This is a genomic window from Methylomonas stagni, assembly GCF_050154735.1.
In the GTDB taxonomy this organism is placed as follows: domain Bacteria; phylum Pseudomonadota; class Gammaproteobacteria; order Methylococcales; family Methylomonadaceae; genus Methylomonas; species Methylomonas koyamae_A.
Window position 1 is genome coordinate 4,012,560 of record NZ_CP189557.1, and the last position, 14,552, is coordinate 4,027,111.

At 58.6% G+C, this 14,552-nt stretch carries 15 protein-coding genes; 6 read left to right on the forward strand and 9 right to left on the reverse strand.

What is annotated here, in order from left to right; translation table 11 throughout:
• Positions 1-867, forward strand: coding sequence for an NAD(P)-dependent oxidoreductase (locus ACP4CD_RS18470; protein WP_071159088.1), 867 nt, complete (start codon positions 1-3; stop codon positions 865-867).
• A 16-nt stretch (positions 868-883) separates the two neighbouring features.
• A complete protein-coding gene (locus ACP4CD_RS18475; RefSeq protein WP_281021680.1) occupies positions 884-2,203 on the forward strand; it encodes a UDP-glucose dehydrogenase family protein in 1,320 nt (439 codons plus the stop codon).
• 148 nt (positions 2,204-2,351) lie between these two features.
• On the opposite strand, the gene ACP4CD_RS18480 is transcribed toward ACP4CD_RS18475, so the two are convergent.
• The 7 genes from ACP4CD_RS18480 to ACP4CD_RS18510 form a co-directional block, all read right to left on the reverse strand.
• Entirely contained in the window at positions 2,352-2,627 is a 276-nt protein-coding gene (locus ACP4CD_RS18480) for a Rho-binding antiterminator (protein WP_313730321.1), read from the reverse strand.
• A gap of 64 nt (positions 2,628-2,691) precedes the next feature.
• Positions 2,692-2,937: a YfhL family 4Fe-4S dicluster ferredoxin gene (locus ACP4CD_RS18485; protein WP_064028440.1), complete on the reverse strand. Its 246-nt coding sequence runs from the start codon at positions 2,935-2,937 to the stop codon at positions 2,692-2,694.
• Positions 2,938-2,939: 2 nt separating this feature from the next.
• Positions 2,940-3,425 carry a pantetheine-phosphate adenylyltransferase gene (gene coaD, locus ACP4CD_RS18490; protein ID WP_071159082.1) on the reverse strand — a complete coding sequence of 162 codons (486 nt, stop codon included), beginning with the start codon at positions 3,423-3,425 and terminating at the stop codon, positions 2,940-2,942.
• A gap of 57 nt (positions 3,426-3,482) precedes the next feature.
• Positions 3,483-3,716, reverse strand: coding sequence for an RsmD family RNA methyltransferase (locus ACP4CD_RS18495; protein WP_426992023.1), 234 nt, complete (start codon positions 3,714-3,716; stop codon positions 3,483-3,485).
• The gene (locus ACP4CD_RS18500; protein WP_426992024.1) at positions 3,611-4,033 is read right to left on the reverse strand and encodes an RsmD family RNA methyltransferase; all 423 of its coding nucleotides are present in this window, start codon (positions 4,031-4,033) and stop codon (positions 3,611-3,613) included. The genes ACP4CD_RS18495 and ACP4CD_RS18500 overlap by 106 nt, the downstream gene beginning before the upstream one ends.
• Before the next feature lie 2 nt (positions 4,034-4,035).
• The gene (locus ACP4CD_RS18505) at positions 4,036-5,388 is read right to left on the reverse strand and encodes a M16 family metallopeptidase (RefSeq protein WP_426992026.1); all 1,353 of its coding nucleotides are present in this window, start codon (positions 5,386-5,388) and stop codon (positions 4,036-4,038) included.
• Positions 5,378-6,748, reverse strand: coding sequence for a M16 family metallopeptidase (locus ACP4CD_RS18510; protein ID WP_426992027.1), 1,371 nt, complete (start codon positions 6,746-6,748; stop codon positions 5,378-5,380). The genes ACP4CD_RS18505 and ACP4CD_RS18510 overlap by 11 nt, the downstream gene beginning before the upstream one ends.
• A gap of 93 nt (positions 6,749-6,841) precedes the next feature.
• Between ACP4CD_RS18510 and cyoE the strand changes: the two genes are divergently transcribed.
• Both cyoE and ACP4CD_RS18520 read left to right on the forward strand, forming a co-directional pair.
• On the forward strand, positions 6,842-7,741 hold the full coding sequence (gene cyoE, locus ACP4CD_RS18515; RefSeq protein WP_426994709.1) for a heme o synthase: 900 nt from the start codon (positions 6,842-6,844) through the stop codon (positions 7,739-7,741).
• Positions 7,738-8,739, forward strand: coding sequence for a glycosyl transferase family protein (locus ACP4CD_RS18520; protein ID WP_426992028.1), 1,002 nt, complete (start codon positions 7,738-7,740; stop codon positions 8,737-8,739). The genes cyoE and ACP4CD_RS18520 overlap by 4 nt, the downstream gene beginning before the upstream one ends.
• On the opposite strand, the gene ACP4CD_RS18525 is transcribed toward ACP4CD_RS18520, so the two are convergent.
• Complete coding sequence (locus ACP4CD_RS18525) at positions 8,722-9,357, reverse strand: PilZ domain-containing protein (RefSeq protein WP_064028454.1); 636 nt, start codon at positions 9,355-9,357, stop codon at positions 8,722-8,724. The genes ACP4CD_RS18520 and ACP4CD_RS18525 overlap by 18 nt on opposite strands.
• 66 nt (positions 9,358-9,423) lie before the next feature.
• On the opposite strand from ACP4CD_RS18525, the gene ACP4CD_RS18530 reads away from it, so the two are divergent.
• Positions 9,424-10,014 carry a hypothetical protein gene (locus ACP4CD_RS18530; RefSeq protein WP_168028379.1) on the forward strand — a complete coding sequence of 197 codons (591 nt, stop codon included), beginning with the start codon at positions 9,424-9,426 and terminating at the stop codon, positions 10,012-10,014.
• A 96-nt stretch (positions 10,015-10,110) separates the two neighbouring features.
• Positions 10,111-10,530, forward strand: a complete 420-nt coding sequence (locus ACP4CD_RS18535) for an FKBP-type peptidyl-prolyl cis-trans isomerase (protein ID WP_302848351.1) — start codon at positions 10,111-10,113, stop codon at positions 10,528-10,530.
• 35 nt (positions 10,531-10,565) lie between these two features.
• Here the strand turns inward: ACP4CD_RS18535 and ACP4CD_RS18540 are convergent, their stop codons facing one another.
• Entirely contained in the window at positions 10,566-14,525 is a 3,960-nt protein-coding gene (locus tag ACP4CD_RS18540) for a CHASE domain-containing protein (RefSeq protein WP_426992029.1), read from the reverse strand.
• Positions 14,526-14,552: the final 27 nt, after the last annotated feature.

Consider the following 14,552-nt stretch of genomic DNA (forward strand, 5'->3'; position numbering starts at 1 on the left):
ATGAAAGCGGGTTTTATCGGTTTGGGCGCCATGGGGCGGGGCATGGCGATTAACCTCGCCAAGGCCGGCCACTTGGCGGCGGTTTATAATCGTAGCGGCGACAAAGCCTCGGCGCTGGCCGCCGAACTCGGCATCGAAGCCTGCGAGAGCATCGAGCAAATGGCGGCGCGGGTCGAGGTGTTGTTCGTCTGCGTATCGGCCGACAAAGACGTATTGGCGGTGGTCGACGCGATTTGCAAAACCGTGCGGGCTGGGAGTGTGGTGGTCGACATGTCCACGGTGTCCGGTGATACCGCGCGTCAGGCCGCGCAAAGGCTAGCGGCCCGGCACGCCGACTTCCTCGACGCCCCGGTGTCCGGCGGCGTCGAAGGCGCCCGTAACGCCAGCTTGGCGATGATGGTGGGAGGCGATGCCCAGGTGCTGGAGCAGGTTCGCCCGCTATTGGCGGCCATGACCAAGCGCATCGAACACCTAGGCGGAGTCGGTGCCGGCCAAGCCTGTAAGGCGGTCAATCAAATCATGGTGGCGGGCATCAATCAGGCCGTGACCGAAGCGCTGGCGTTTGCCGACGCTCAGGATTTGCCGATGGATAAAGTGATCGACGTCATCGCCGGCGGCGCCGCCGGCAACTGGTTTTTGGATCACCGGGGCAAAACGATGACGCAAGGCTTGTTCCCGCCGGGCTTCAAACTCGCCCTGCATCACAAGGATTTGAAGATCGCCCAGCAGATGGCGCAGCATGCCGGCATGGCCAGTCCGTTGACGGTAATGACCTTGGCGGACTACGCCAAGTTAATGGCTAAGGGTTATGGCGACGAAGATATTTCGGCGCTGTACCGATTGAAACAACAGCGAAATTCCAATTAGTTTACAAGGTGTAACAATGAAAATTACAGTGTTTGGCAGCGGTTATGTAGGTTTGGTAACGGGTGCTTGCTTGGCCGAGGTCGGTAACCAAGTGATGTGCATGGATGTCGATGCCAGCAAAATCGAACGTTTGAAACAAGGCATTATCCCGATTTACGAGCCGGGTCTGGAAGAAATGGTTAAGGACAACATGGCTGCCGGCCGCTTGAGCTTCACCACCGACGTCAAGGAAGCCGTGGATTTCGGTTTATTTCAATTCATCGCGGTCGGCACGCCGCCGGACGAAGACGGCTCCGCCGACTTGAAATACGTGTTGGCGGTGGCCAAAAGCGTTGCCGAGCACATGACCGATTACAAAATCGTCGTCGATAAGTCCACGGTGCCGGTCGGTACCGCCGACAAAGTCAAGCAAGTCGTGGTCGATGTCCTGGCGCAACGCGGCGAAGCCTTGGAATTCGACGTGGTATCCAATCCGGAATTCCTGAAAGAGGGTTCGGCGCTGGATGACTTCATGAAGCCGGACCGCATCATCATCGGCACCGACAATCCGCGCACCGCCGAGTTGCTGAAAGCCTTGTACGCGCCGTTCAACCGTAGCCGCGAGCGGGTCATCAATATGGACATTCGCTCCGCCGAACTGACCAAATACGCCGCCAATGCGATGCTGGCCACCAAAATCAGTTTCATGAACGAATTGGCCAACCTGGCCGAGCGTCTGGGCGCCGACATCGAGCACGTTCGTCACGGGATCGGCTCGGACAGCCGGATCGGTTACAGCTTCATTTATCCCGGCTGCGGCTACGGCGGCTCTTGCTTTCCCAAAGACGTCAAGGCGCTGGAACGCACCGCTCGCGACTACGGCTATCATGCCGAATTGTTGAGTGCCGTCGAAAATGTCAACGACCGGCAAAAGCACCGCTTGTTCGAAAAAATCTCCGCGCACTATCCCGACGGCGTCAAGGGCAAAACCTTCGCGTTGTGGGGCCTGGCCTTCAAGCCCAACACCGACGACATGCGCGAAGCGCCCAGCCGGGTCCTGCTGGAGGCGTTGATCTCCGCCGGCGCCACGGTACGTGCCTACGACCCGGAAGCGATGGAAGAAGCCCACCGTATCTACGGCGACAAAGCAGGACTGGTTTATTGTCCTAAACAGACCGATACCTTAAACGACGCCGATGCGCTGATCATCGTTACCGAGTGGAAACAATTCCGCAGCCCGGATTTCGACGATCTGAGCAAGCAATTGAAGGACAAAGTGATCTTCGACGGCCGGAATATGTACGAACCCCGGTTGGTCAAACAGTTCGGTTTGGGCTATTACGCGATCGGGCGTTAAATGGTCGGTATCGCTGGGGCGGGGTAATCGCGCCGCCCCGGCGCCACGCTAAGCCGCGCAATCGTTCAAGATTAAGATCGTATAGATTTTTCCCTCGGCATTTACAGACACACCGAGGGCCGCGGCTCAAGCCGCCAATTAAGTTATTCTAAAACGCTTGGTCGGTAAACGTCGCACCCGGTGTCGGCATTTCCAGCTTCGCCAAAGTCAAGGCTTCGATGCCGTCGGTGTCCAACAATAAAACCTCGCGCTTGTCGGCGATTGTGACGGTATCGACGCCATTGCCCTCTAGTACTCGGCCGTTTCTCGGCGCCGCTTTCACGCAATAACCGTAAAGATGGGCGATTTCCAAATAGTCGTGCAACCGGCTGGCGATCGGCTTAGGCTCGGCGGTGCGAATCACATGTTTCGATAATCCCAACATTCGGCGGGTATCGACGTCGCATCGTCCACTTAGTGGTCGCGAGCGGACGTCGAGTCGGCCGAAATTAACGGGTCAGCTTCAAATACTTGCGGTAAAGACTGTCCTGATCCTCGACGACGCCGGGGTCCTTGGAAATGCAGTCCACCGGACAGACTTCCATGCATTGCGGCTTGTCGTGGTGGCCGACGCATTCAGTACACAAGCTGGGGTTGATGATGTAGATTTCCTCGCCTTGCGAAATGGCGCCGTTCGGGCATTCCGGTTCGCAGACGTCGCAGTTGATGCATTCATCGCTAATAAGCAGTGCCATGGTTACTCCGATTTAAATTTTGCGATTAAACGTTGTTTGACCGGCTCGGGCACGAAACTGGACACGTCGCCGTGCAATTGGGCGATCTCGCGGATCATGCTCGACGAGATGAACTCGTATTGTTCGGCCGGGGTCAGGAATACGGTTTCGATATCCGGATTCAGCCGGCGGTTCATTCCCGCCAATTGAAATTCGTATTCGAAGTCCGAAACGGCCCGCAAGCCGCGAATGATGACGCTGGCTTTGTGCTTACGGGCGCAATCGACCAACAAGGTGTCGAAGCCGATCACGGTGACGTTCGGGAATTCGCTGGCGACCTCGCGAATCAAGGCCACCCGCTCGTCCAACGAGAATAGTGGATTCTTCCCCTTGCTGACCGCCACCGCGACGATGACTTGCCGATACAGTCGGGAGGCTCTGGCGATCAGATCCAGATGGCCGTTGGTAACCGGATCGAAGGTACCCGGGTAAATCGCGGTAATGTTCATGGATTTGGGGCCATAGGAAAAAGGCGCGCATTTTAACCCATCCGGATCGCGAAAGCCTTAGCAGCGTTGCAACAGGCTGTAGGCGACTTCGCCGGCCGTCTTGGCCTTCAATAACCGCCAACCGTCCGGCCAGACCGGCAGCGGTCGATTGCTTTCTGTTTCGACGTAGATTTTTGCATAAACGCTCAACCAGCCGGCGGTTTCCAGCAACTCGCAAGTTGGGCCGGCCAAGTCACGGCCGAATGGCGGATCGAGAAACGCCAGATCGAAGGCCCGCGCGGGGCCTTGCAAAAGGTCGACACGTCCCGCTCGACCAAGTTGATCGAGCTGGCCGCGAGCGTGCCGGCGTTGTCTCTGATCCAGCGGCAGGCGTTCGGATGGTTTTCCACTTGCCAGACTTCCTTGGCGCCTCGCGAGGCCGCTTCGAAACCCAGCGCGCCGCTACCGGCATACAAATCCAGGCAGCGGCTGCCGGCGACATCAAGCTGCAACCAATTGAACAAGGTTTCCCGAATCCGGGACGGCGTCGGCCGCAAGCCCGGCGCGTCCTCGAACAGGATTTGCCGGCCGCGCCACTGGCCGCCGATGATGCGTATCCGGTTCGCCATGCTTATTCGCCGGCCTCGGCCTCGGTTGCTTTGGCTTGCTTCGCGGGCGTGGGTTTGGCGGCCGCGCCGCCGACCGTAACGGTTTGCAGCAACTCCGGTTTCACCCGGCGCGCGAAGGCATCCTTGATCTGCTCGACGCTCACCGCTTCGACCTTACTCTGGAAGGTGTCCAGATAATCCAAGGGTTGCTGGTAAAAGCCTATCATCGCCACGTAGTCGCTGAGCTTGGCGTTGGTATCCAGGCGTAGCGCGAAGCCGCCGGTAATGTTCTGCTTGGCGGCGGTCAGTTCGGCATCGCTAGGGCCTTTCGCCAAAAACTCGGCGAAGGTTTGCCGCAGCACCTGTAGGGCTTGCCCGGTTTGATCGTTGCGGGTTTGCAAGCTCATCATGAACGGTCCCTGCCGATACATTGGCGCGAACACGCTGTAGGCCCCGTAGGCCAGGCCGCGTTTTTCCCGGACTTCTTCGAACAAGCGCGATACCATGCTGCCGCCGCCCAGGATGTGATTACCAACGTAAAGCGTGAAGTAATCCGGGTCTTTGCGATAAGTACCTGGCAGGCCGACCAACACGTGGGTTTGGGTCGACGGAAATTCGATGTGTTGTTCGCTGGTCTGGCTGGGCATGGTTACCGGCGGAATTTCGGCCGGTTTTTCGCCTTTCGGCAACTTTGCCAGTACCGCATTCGCGGTTTGCTCGGCTTGTTGCCGATTCAAATCGCCGACGATCACGACCATCGCGTTGGCGGCGACGTAATAGCGCTGGTAAAAGGCTTTCAAATCGGCCGCGGTCAACGGCGCGACCGTTTCGATCAAACCGGCTTCCGGATGCGCGTAGGGGTGGTCGCCGAAAACCGCCTTGTTGAACGCGATGCCGGCAATTTCGCCGGGCGATTCCTCTCGATGTTTCAGGCCGGCCAAGGTGCGGGCTTTTTCGCGCTGAAAATCGGCTTCGTTGAACGCCGGTTGGCTGAGCACGGTTTCGAACGTCGCCAATGCCTTGTCGAATAAGGCTCGGTCGGTCAGGGTGCGCACCGACAGCCAGGCCATGTCTTCGCTGACGCCGGCGCCGTACTGCGCGCCGACCGACTCGAAACGCTGGGCGATGTCGTCCGCGCTCAAGTTTGCCGCACCGCTGTCTAGCAAGGCCGAGGTCAAGGAGGCGATGCCGAATTGGGCGCCGTCGCGGGCGCTGCCGGCGTCGAACACCACCCGAATGTCGGCCATAGGCAGGCCGCCGGTATGTACAAAGTAAACCCGGCTGCCTTGCGCGGTTTGCCAATGTTCGATTTTGGCGGCGGCCCAAGCCGACTGGCTGAGCAGCAGCAGAATCAGACCGAATAAATTAAAACGCATGACGGGCTCCTGACAGTTTTTTCGGTTTGGCCGATTCGGTGATCGGCTGCGGATCGAGGTAGGCGACGGTCAAGGTGTCTTCGATCAAATATTTACGCGCGACTTCGCGCACCTGTTCGGCGGTGACCTGATTGACCTTGGCAACGTAGTCGTCGGACTTTTGCCAGCCGATGCCAACCGTTTCCAGCGTGCCGAGTTGCATGGCTTGATAAAAATTGGAGTCTTTTTGGTAGACCGAACTGGCCAGTACCTGAGCTTTGATGCGTTGTAATTCCTCTTTGTCGATCAGCTCGTTCTTCAGTTGATAAACCTCGTCGAGCAAGGCGTACTCCAAGTCGTATACGGTTTTACCTTCGGCCGGGGTACCTTCCAGCAGGAACAAGTCCGACAAGCGCGAGGTCAAGTCGTAACCGGCTCCGGCCGATACCGCGATCTGCTTGCCCCTGATCAAACGGGCCGGCAAGCGGGCGCTGTCGCCGCCGTCGAGGATGCCGGACAGCACTTCCAGCGCGTAAGCTTCCCATTCGGGTTTGGCGGTGTTCAAGACCGGCACTTTGTAGCCCAGCATCACGTAAGGCAATTTGGCCGGCGCCTTGACGGTGATCCGGCGCACGCCGCGCTGTTCGGATTCGGCTTGCGGCTTGACCGGCTTGATCGTGCTGGGTTTTAGCGGTGCGAAGTATTGTTCGGCCAGTTGCTCGACTTGCTTGGCATCGACATCGCCGACTACCACCAAAGTGGCATTATTCGGCGCGTACCATTGTTGATACCAGGCTTGCAGGTCTTCGATCTGGTAATTGGCGATGTCGGACGGCCAACCGATCACCGGATTTTGGTAGGGGCTGTTGGTAAACGCGGTCGCCATGAATTGTTCGTGGACTTTGGCGCGCGGCTGGTCGTCGGTGCGCATCCGGCGTTCTTCGGTGACGACTTCCAATTCCTTTTTTAACTCGTCGGCTTTCAGATTCAGGTTGCGCATCCGGTCGCTTTCCAGCTTAAAACTGATTTCCAGCCGGGATTTTTCCAGTGTCTGAAAATACGCCGTGTAATCCTGGCCGGTGAAGGCGTTCTCGCTGCCGCCGTTGGCGGCGATGATTCGGGAGAATTCGCCGGCCGGATATTGTTCGGTACCCTTGAACATCATGTGTTCCAACATGTGCGAAATACCGGTGATGCCGCCGGGTTCGTAACTGGCGCCGACCTTGTACCACACCTGCGAAACCACCACCGGCGAGCGGTGGTCTTCCTTTACCAGTAGTTTCAAGCCATTGCCGAATACGTGTTCGTGTACCTTGCTGTCCTCGGCCCTCGCCAGGATGGCAGGGCAAAGCAGCGCTAACGCTGCGAGCCTGTGTTTCATAGTTCCCTCGTTGCTTGGAATGGTGAGCGCCTGTGATTGTTTTAATAATCAGAGGTTCACTGTTATTCTATATGTTTGCCGAAACCGAAATCCATCCGCAGCCGAATGACGGACAAACCCGCGTTATCCTGGAAGAACTATTTGGAACTCTGCAAGCCCAGAGTCGTGGCATTGATCGTGTTTACCGCGATCGTCGGCATGTTGCTGGCCGTACCAGGCATGCCGCCGCTGGCCTTGTTCGTTTACGCCACGATTGGCATTGGCTTGGCGGCTTCGTCGGCGGCGGCGATCAATCACTTCATCGACCAAGAGGCCGATGCCGAAATGGCCCGTACCCGCAACCGGCCGCTGCCGACCGGCGAGCTGAATTCCCGTCAGGTACTGCTGTTCGCGGCGGCGATCGGTTTGTTCGCGATGGGCTTGTTGGCGGGACTGGTTAACGTATTGACGGCGGTACTGACGTTTCTGTCCTTAATCGGTTATGCCTTTGTTTATACCATCTATCTGAAAAAAGCCACGCCGCAGAACATCGTGATCGGCGGCGCGGCCGGCGCGGCTCCGCCGGTGTTGGGCTGGGCGGCGATGACCGGCACCGTACATCCGCACGCGCTGTTGCTGTTCTTGATTATTTTCGTCTGGACCCCGCCGCACTTCTGGGCGTTGGCGATCGCCAAACGCGAAGAATATGCCAAGGTTTCCATTCCGATGCTGCCGGTTACCCACGGCGTCGAATTCACCCGCCTGCAAATCTTGCTATACACGATATTGCTGCTGATTACCACGCTGCTGCCCTATCTGACCGGCATGACCGGCTTGATTTACCTGGCGTCGGCGGTATTGTTGGGCCTGGGCTTTTTGTATTACGCGGTGCAGATGATGCGCAAGAAGGACAATAAGACCGCGATGCGCACCTTCGGTTACTCGATCGTTTACTTGATGCTGATCTTCGCCGCGTTGTTAATCGACCACTACTTCCCGCTTTCCCTGTCATGACGCTGACTACCGAAGAACACCCGTTCGCCGAATTCATCAAAATCCTCGGCAAGGGCAAGAAAGGCGCCCGGCCGTTAACCCAAGACGAAGCCTATCGGGCGATGAAAATGATTCTGGCCGACGGTCAGGTCGAGCCGATCCAGCTCGGCGCGTTTTTGATGCTGATGCGGGTCAAGGAAGAAACCTGCGAGGAACTGGCCGGTTTCGTCGCGGCCGCGAGGGAGAGTTTTCACTGCGATCATGGCATCCAGGTGGACCTGGACTGGTCGTCCTACGCCGGCAAGCGCCGACACTTACCGTGGTTTTTGCTGTCGACCTTGTTGTTGGCCGATAACGGCATCAAGGTGTTCATGCACGGTGCCGGCGGTCACACCCACGGCCGTCTGTATACCGAAAACGTCTTGAACGCGTTGGGCTTGCCGCCGGCGGCGTCGATAGCCGAGGCCGCCGACCAACTGCAACGGGGTAATTTCAGCTATTTGTCGTTGGAATACATCTGCCCCAAGTTGTTCGACATGATCAATCTGCGGCCTATCATGGGCTTGCGCTCGCCGGTGCATACCTTGGTCAGATTGCTGAATCCGTTCGACGCCAGTCACAGTATCCAGGGCATATTTCATCCGAGCTATCGCCAGGTCCATCAAAAAGCGGCGTTGTTGTTAAACCAAGCGCACATGGCGGTATTAAAAGGCGAAGGCGGCGAGACCGAGCGTAACCCGGATGTCGAATGTTTGGTGCAAAGCGTGCATGGCGACGAGCTGAGCGACGAGGTCTGGCCTGCACTGTTCGAGCGCCGTCATATGAAAGCCGAAGAACTGGACCCGCAATTATTGGCCCGAGTCTGGCGCGGCGAGATTGACGACGAATTCGCGGTGGCCTCGATCACCGGCACCGCGGCAGTGGCGCTAAAGCTGCTCGGCCGCGCTGGCAGTCAAGCGGAGGCCGAACAGCTTGCCAAGGACTACTGGCGCAAGCGCGATCTAGCCCGCGGCTTGTAAACCGGCGACGGAAAAATTCGGGATACCCTTGAAATCGCCGCGCGCCAGATGTTGGTATTGCAGACCGATCAGCGTCGAAAACTCGTCGTGTTCCACCCAGATCACCTTGGCCTGGCCCTGCAGTTCCAGATGTTTGAAGTCGAAATCGGCGATGCTGTTCGGTTGCACTTTTACCAATCCGAACATCCTGATCATCAAACCGTCGACCGAAACGTTTTCGGTGCTAAACGCATAATCGACGCCGTCCAGCACAATATGCCCCGGCTCGGTCATCGACTTGCGGTAGGCACGCCGGGAATACAGTAGCTGGTCGGCATCGTAGGATAAATGGCGAAACTCGATCGCAATCTGAAAGCCCTGCTCGGTCGCTTCGGCTCTAACCACTTCCGCTTCGCCCACGACGCGCATTTCCGGTAAATAAATATCGACGATAGGCGAAACTTGCAGGGCGCTGAATATGTCCTTAATGCCGTTTCCCGGCGGCGTATCCACCAATTCCGCCAATAGCCCCGTCAGCGAGAGATTGACGATTTTGATCGGATGTTCCTGATACCCGAGATAGAGCAAGCCCTGGCTGGTCAGGTTTTTTCGGTAGGCGCGGTTTTCAACGATGGGCATGGCCTGTCCTTTTTGATAGCGGGGGCTTCCGGTCGGGAGTCCTGAGTGACTTAGGGGTATTAGGGCATGAAAAATAAACTAATCGGTTTCGTTAGTCTAACGCTTTTCTCGGCCTGCGCCAGTCTGCCGCCGAAAAACACCGAAAATCTGTGTGAAATTTTTCGGGAAAAGGAGGACTGGTACCAGGCCTCGCTCGATTCGGCGCGGCGTTGGGGCGTGCCCATCGCGGTGCAAATGGCCATCATTCATCAGGAAAGCCGTTTCGTCGCGGACGCTGAACCGCCTAGGCCGACGATTTTAGGATTTATTCCCTGGTTCCGGTCCAGCAGCGCCTACGGTTACCCGCAAGCCAAGGACGAAACCTGGGCCGATTATAGGCGGAAAACCGGGAAAGGCTGGGCCGATCGCGAGGACTTCGCCGACAGTTGCGATTTCGTGGCCTGGTACTGCGCCACCACTCGCGACATGCTGGGTATTTCCGCGTCCGACACCCACCATCTTTATCTGGCTTATCACGAAGGCCAGGGCGGATACCGGCGTAGCAGCTATTTGCAGAAACCTTGGCTATTGAATACGGCGCAAAAAGTTCACCGTCGCGCACTCAATTACGACGCGCAATTAAGCGGTTGCCGACAGGAGCTGAACGCCGAAAACTGATAAACTAAACCATTCACCAAACCGCAGGGAGTTATCGTGAAAACCGTAAAACAGCGCGTCGTCGCTACTTTAACCGCATTTATTATAGGATTCGTCATGTTCTCGATGGCCAACGCCACTACCCCCGCCGAAAATCTCGCCGCCGGCGAAGCCTTTTTGGCCGAAAACGCTAAAAAGCCCGGCATCGTCACCACGGCCAGCGGCTTGCAATATCAAGTCGTTACCGAAGGCAGCGGCGCGCAACCCGGCCCAACCGACAACGTCACCGTCCATTACCAAGGCACGACAATAGACGGCAAGGAATTCGACAGTTCCTACAAACGCGGCGCACCGGCCTCGTTCCCGTTGAATCGGGTGATTCCCGGTTGGACAGAAGGTCTGCAATTGATGAAGGAAGGCGCCAAATACCGTTTGTTCATCCCGGCTAAACTGGCGTACGGCGAGCGCGGCGCCGGTCGCGACATCGGCCCCAATTCGGCGCTGATTTTCGATGTCGAACTGATCAAGGCCCGTTAATCCGCAAGGCTTGGGCGGTGCGCCAGCCGCGCCGCCTATCCGTCCCGCTCCGCATCCAATCTAGCGAGAGCCGTCAAAGTCTCCCGCCCCGCCAGCCGAAACCGCCGATAGTCGGCTTCCCGCAATATCCCGCGACTCATCCCTTCGTCCAATGTGACCGCCGCTTGGTAAAGTGCCGTGGCGCCTAGATTGCCGGCAGAGCCTTTCAGCGCATGCAACAAGCGATGAGCTTCAGCCAAATCACCTCGTTCCACAGTCCGCTCGATCCGCGCCATATCGGTTTCGGCGTGAGTTTTAAAGGCGCGCAGCATCTCCAACACGCTGGATTCGTCGCCGCCGAGCAGCGTCAACACCGGACCGAAATCGAAACCGGCGGCGCTCAACTTCACCAACTCCGGCGCATGCGGCGGCGGGACTGACGCTACCCCAACGTCGACCATTGAGGGGCGGCCCAGCTCTTCGCAAAGCCGTTCGATCAACTCGAGCGGCTTGACCGGCTTGGCGATGAAGGCGTTCATGCCGGCGGCGGCACACCGCTCCTGTTCGACCCTAGTCACGCCGGCGGTCAGCGCAATGATCGGAACGTCTGCTTGGTTTGATTCGGCTCGAATACGGGCGGTCGCTTCCAAGCCGCTGACCAAGGGCATGTGGATGTCCATCAGTACCGCATCGTAGCGGTGTTGACGTACTAGGTCGACAGCCTGCTGGCCGTTGCCGGCCAGATCCACCGCGATCCCGGCCAGCTGCAGGAACTCGGACACCACGCGTTGGTTGACCGGATTGTCTTCCGCCACCAGGATGCGCGCCCCGCGCAACGCCGCGCCGCGCGCCCGCATTTCGGCGGCCAGACCGGTTTGATGCCGAGCGCCGGCTTCCGGGAGAGCTGGGGTCGGCAGGGTCTCGGCGATAGGCAGATTCAGCTCGAACCCGAACACCGTGCCGCTACCCAGCCTGCTGCGGACGTCAAAATCGCTGCCCATCAACATTAACAATTGTCGACTGATCGCCAGTCCGAGGCCGGTGCCGCCGAAATCGCGGGTGATCGAATTGTCGATTTGCGAAAACGGTGTAAACAATTTGTCCAGATCCTGCTCGGCGATGCCGATTCCGTGGTCCTCGACTTCGAAACGAATCAATTCCCCTGCGGTTCCGGCGCGGCGCAAGCGTAGCGCGATGTCGCCGTGGTAGCTGAATTTGACGGCGTTGCCGAGCAAATTGGCCAGTACTTGCTGCACGCGCAGTGCGTCGCCTATCACCATCGTCGGCAGATCGGCTTCCAAGTCCACCTGGAAACCCAATTGTTTACCGGCCGCGCTGCCGGCAAACAGCGTTCTCAAGGTTTCAACCAAGGTCGGCAGGCTGAACGGTGCCGGCTGTATCGCCAATTTGCCGGCTTCGATTTTGGAAAAATCCAAAATGTCGTTGAGTATGCCTAGCAGACTGTCGGCGGAAGCGTGGATTTTTTCCAGATAATCGCGAATCTCGTCGCTGACCGGTTTGTTCAGCGCCAGCAGCGACATTCCGAGAATGGCATTCATCGGGGTGCGGATTTCGTGCGACATATTGGCCAAAAACGCCGATTTTGACTGCGCCATTGCTTCGGCGGATTCCTTGGCGGCAATTAATGCGCGCTCCACTCGCTTTCGCTCGCTAAGGTCACGGACCACGGCCTGTAACGCGGTCTGACCGTCCAGTGAGATCGCGGACAAGGTGACTTGCGCCGGAAACGCAGTACCGTCGGCGCGTAGGTGTTCCCATTCGAATTCTTGAAAACCGTGGGTCAAGGCTTGCGCCATGATTTGGTTGGCGGCCGGGTAGGAGTGACGACCGTCCGGCTGGAATGGCGGCGAGACTTGGGCCGGATGCAGACCGCAAAAGGTCGCGGCGTTATCGTATCCAAACAGAGCCAGCGTGGCCGGATTGCAATCCACGAATCCGGCGGGCGTTACGACCATCACTGCTTCGTGCGAAACGTTGAACAACTCTCGGTACTTCAATTCGCTCTGCCTCAGGACTTCCGCGCCGGCGTGCGCCTCGGTGATGTCTTCGACGATGGTCCAGAGGGCGGGCGCATCGTCGCGGCTCGCCAGCCGCATCCCGTTCAAACGCAATAGCCGTTCGCGCCCGTCCGGCCGTAAAAACCCGATTTCGTAGGGGCTGAAGCGCTTGCTATCGGCGGGGCCTATCGTCAGGTCGGCGGGAAGCAGCATGGGTAGCGCGGTGCGGTTAAGTTCCTCGCTGGTGTATCCGGTGATATCCCGAAACGCTTCGTTGAACTCCCGCAAGTTGCCGGAGGGGTCAAGCAGCGCGATACCCAGCGGCGACAGTTCGTAAAGTCCGCGTAATTTACCTTCTTGTTCGGCCAGATCCGCGAAGGCTTTTTTCAGATTGGCGTTGGCGATGTCCAATTCGGCGGTACGGGCTTCGACCAAGGCTTCGACGAATTCGGCGCGTCCGGTCGAGGAGAGTAGATAGATGTTCAACAACCCGGCGAACAACACCCCGCCCATCAAGACGGTCCAGGGTAGCCAGGACGATTGTTCCGAAATAAAGTCGGCGTCGGCTTGTACGACGATTTCCAGACGGCGATCGCCGAGCGTCAGGCTTTGTCGAATATCGGCCGGCATGGAGATCGTGCGGTGCGCGACGCCAAACAGATCCGAGGCCCCCTCGTCGCCGTCCGGGTCATTAAGCACCACATTCAAACCGTGCGTTTGCAGGCCCCGCAACGCGGCCGCGACCAGCGCGCCGGTACGCACCACGGTGTAGGTATAGCCGGCCAGCTCGCCGTTTTCGCCGGGTTCGAACAGCGGCATCACCAATAGCATGCCGTTTTCCTGACCGCCGAATTGCGCCAGACCCACGTTGGTAGCGGCGCTCAGATCGCCGCTGGCCCGGGCTCGGGCCAAGGTTTGCCGGCGTTTCGGTTCGGAGCCGAGATCCATCCCCTTCAGGTCGGCATTTGGGGCTGCCGGCTCGACGTACAACATCGGGTAATATTCATCGCGCGTGCCGGCAGGCGTCAACGCGCCGTCGGCTTGCAAATCCTGAATGCCGGCGGCGGCAGGCGCGCGCAGCCTAAGCTTGGCCTCGAACGCCGCGCGGTTGGCCGCGCCAACTCGCGGCGCCCAAGCTAGGGCCAGAATATCCGGATTCCGGGCCAGCACGCCGTCGGCGAATATCGCGAATTCGTCGGCTTCCACCGAACTCGAGGCCCGAAACAGACTGTGTAGCGACAACGAAGCCGTGACGGCCTGATTGAGGTGTTCGGCCAGCGCTTTGCCGATTGCGGCGGCGCTCGCCTCGAATTGCTGCCGCAGCCGCTGTTCCTCGACCCGCTGCACCTGAAAGAAAACCACGACCAGCCCAGCTAACAGACTCAGGGTCGGTAGCCCTATCGTTACCAAACGGCCGCGCCAAAACGGCTGGGGCCGGGCGAACAGGCAAAACATCAGCGGCGACAAAATCACCGCGCCGAAGCAATCGCCGACAAACCAATTCCACCAACTCGCCGGCGCGGCCTGTTCGGTCAGCAGATCGAAATACCACAGACTGGCCACGCCGACGCTAGGTGCCAGCCAGCAAGACAACGGCCCGGCCAACAAGGTGTAGCGAAGAATTTGCCCGCCCCGGTTCAAGGCCGGAACACCGGGACAGAGCCAGTGTCGCGATAACTGGGCCGCCAACAACGTTTGCAAGGTGGTGCCGCAGGCAACCGATATCGCGGCGTAACCGACCTGCGGCGAAAAATGGCCCAGGGTCTCGCTGGCGTGACCGAGATTGATCAGCAGAGCCGCCACCCAAATCGCCGGCCAATCGCGATTTCCCCAAATCAACAGCGCCGCCAGTCCGATACCCGCCGGCGGCCAGATCGGGCTGGCGTAGCCGGGCGGTACCGCCAGGGCCAGGCCAAGCCAACCCGAGGCCGCGATCGCGGCGGTCAATACGAAACGGCGAAACAAGGTCGCGGCTAGCGCGCGAGGCGATGTCGGCATTGGCAATTCGCGAGTGGAAACGGCATA

Excerpts from the sequence above, each read along its gene's own strand:
- ACP4CD_RS18470 (WP_071159088.1), top strand. The coding sequence starts at position 1 with ATGAAAGCGGGTTTTATCGGTTTGGGCGCCATGGGGCGGGGCATGGCG.
- ACP4CD_RS18475 (WP_281021680.1), top strand. The coding sequence starts at position 884 with ATGAAAATTACAGTGTTTGGCAGCGGTTATGTAGGTTTGGTAACGGGT.
- ACP4CD_RS18480 (WP_313730321.1), bottom strand. The coding sequence starts at position 2,627 with ATGTTGGGATTATCGAAACATGTGATTCGCACCGCCGAGCCTAAGCCG.
- ACP4CD_RS18485 (WP_064028440.1), bottom strand. The coding sequence starts at position 2,937 with ATGGCACTGCTTATTAGCGATGAATGCATCAACTGCGACGTCTGCGAA.
- coaD (WP_071159082.1), bottom strand. The coding sequence starts at position 3,425 with ATGAACATTACCGCGATTTACCCGGGTACCTTCGATCCGGTTACCAAC.
- ACP4CD_RS18500 (WP_426992024.1), bottom strand. The coding sequence starts at position 4,033 with ATGGCGAACCGGATACGCATCATCGGCGGCCAGTGGCGCGGCCGGCAA.
- ACP4CD_RS18505 (WP_426992026.1), bottom strand. The coding sequence starts at position 5,388 with ATGCGTTTTAATTTATTCGGTCTGATTCTGCTGCTGCTCAGCCAGTCG.
- ACP4CD_RS18510 (WP_426992027.1), bottom strand. The coding sequence starts at position 6,748 with ATGAAACACAGGCTCGCAGCGTTAGCGCTGCTTTGCCCTGCCATCCTG.
- ACP4CD_RS18520 (WP_426992028.1), top strand. The coding sequence starts at position 7,738 with ATGACGCTGACTACCGAAGAACACCCGTTCGCCGAATTCATCAAAATC.
- ACP4CD_RS18525 (WP_064028454.1), bottom strand. The coding sequence starts at position 9,357 with ATGCCCATCGTTGAAAACCGCGCCTACCGAAAAAACCTGACCAGCCAG.
- ACP4CD_RS18530 (WP_168028379.1), top strand. The coding sequence starts at position 9,424 with ATGAAAAATAAACTAATCGGTTTCGTTAGTCTAACGCTTTTCTCGGCC.
- ACP4CD_RS18535 (WP_302848351.1), top strand. The coding sequence starts at position 10,111 with ATGTTCTCGATGGCCAACGCCACTACCCCCGCCGAAAATCTCGCCGCC.
- ACP4CD_RS18540 (WP_426992029.1), bottom strand. The coding sequence starts at position 14,525 with ATGCCGACATCGCCTCGCGCGCTAGCCGCGACCTTGTTTCGCCGTTTC.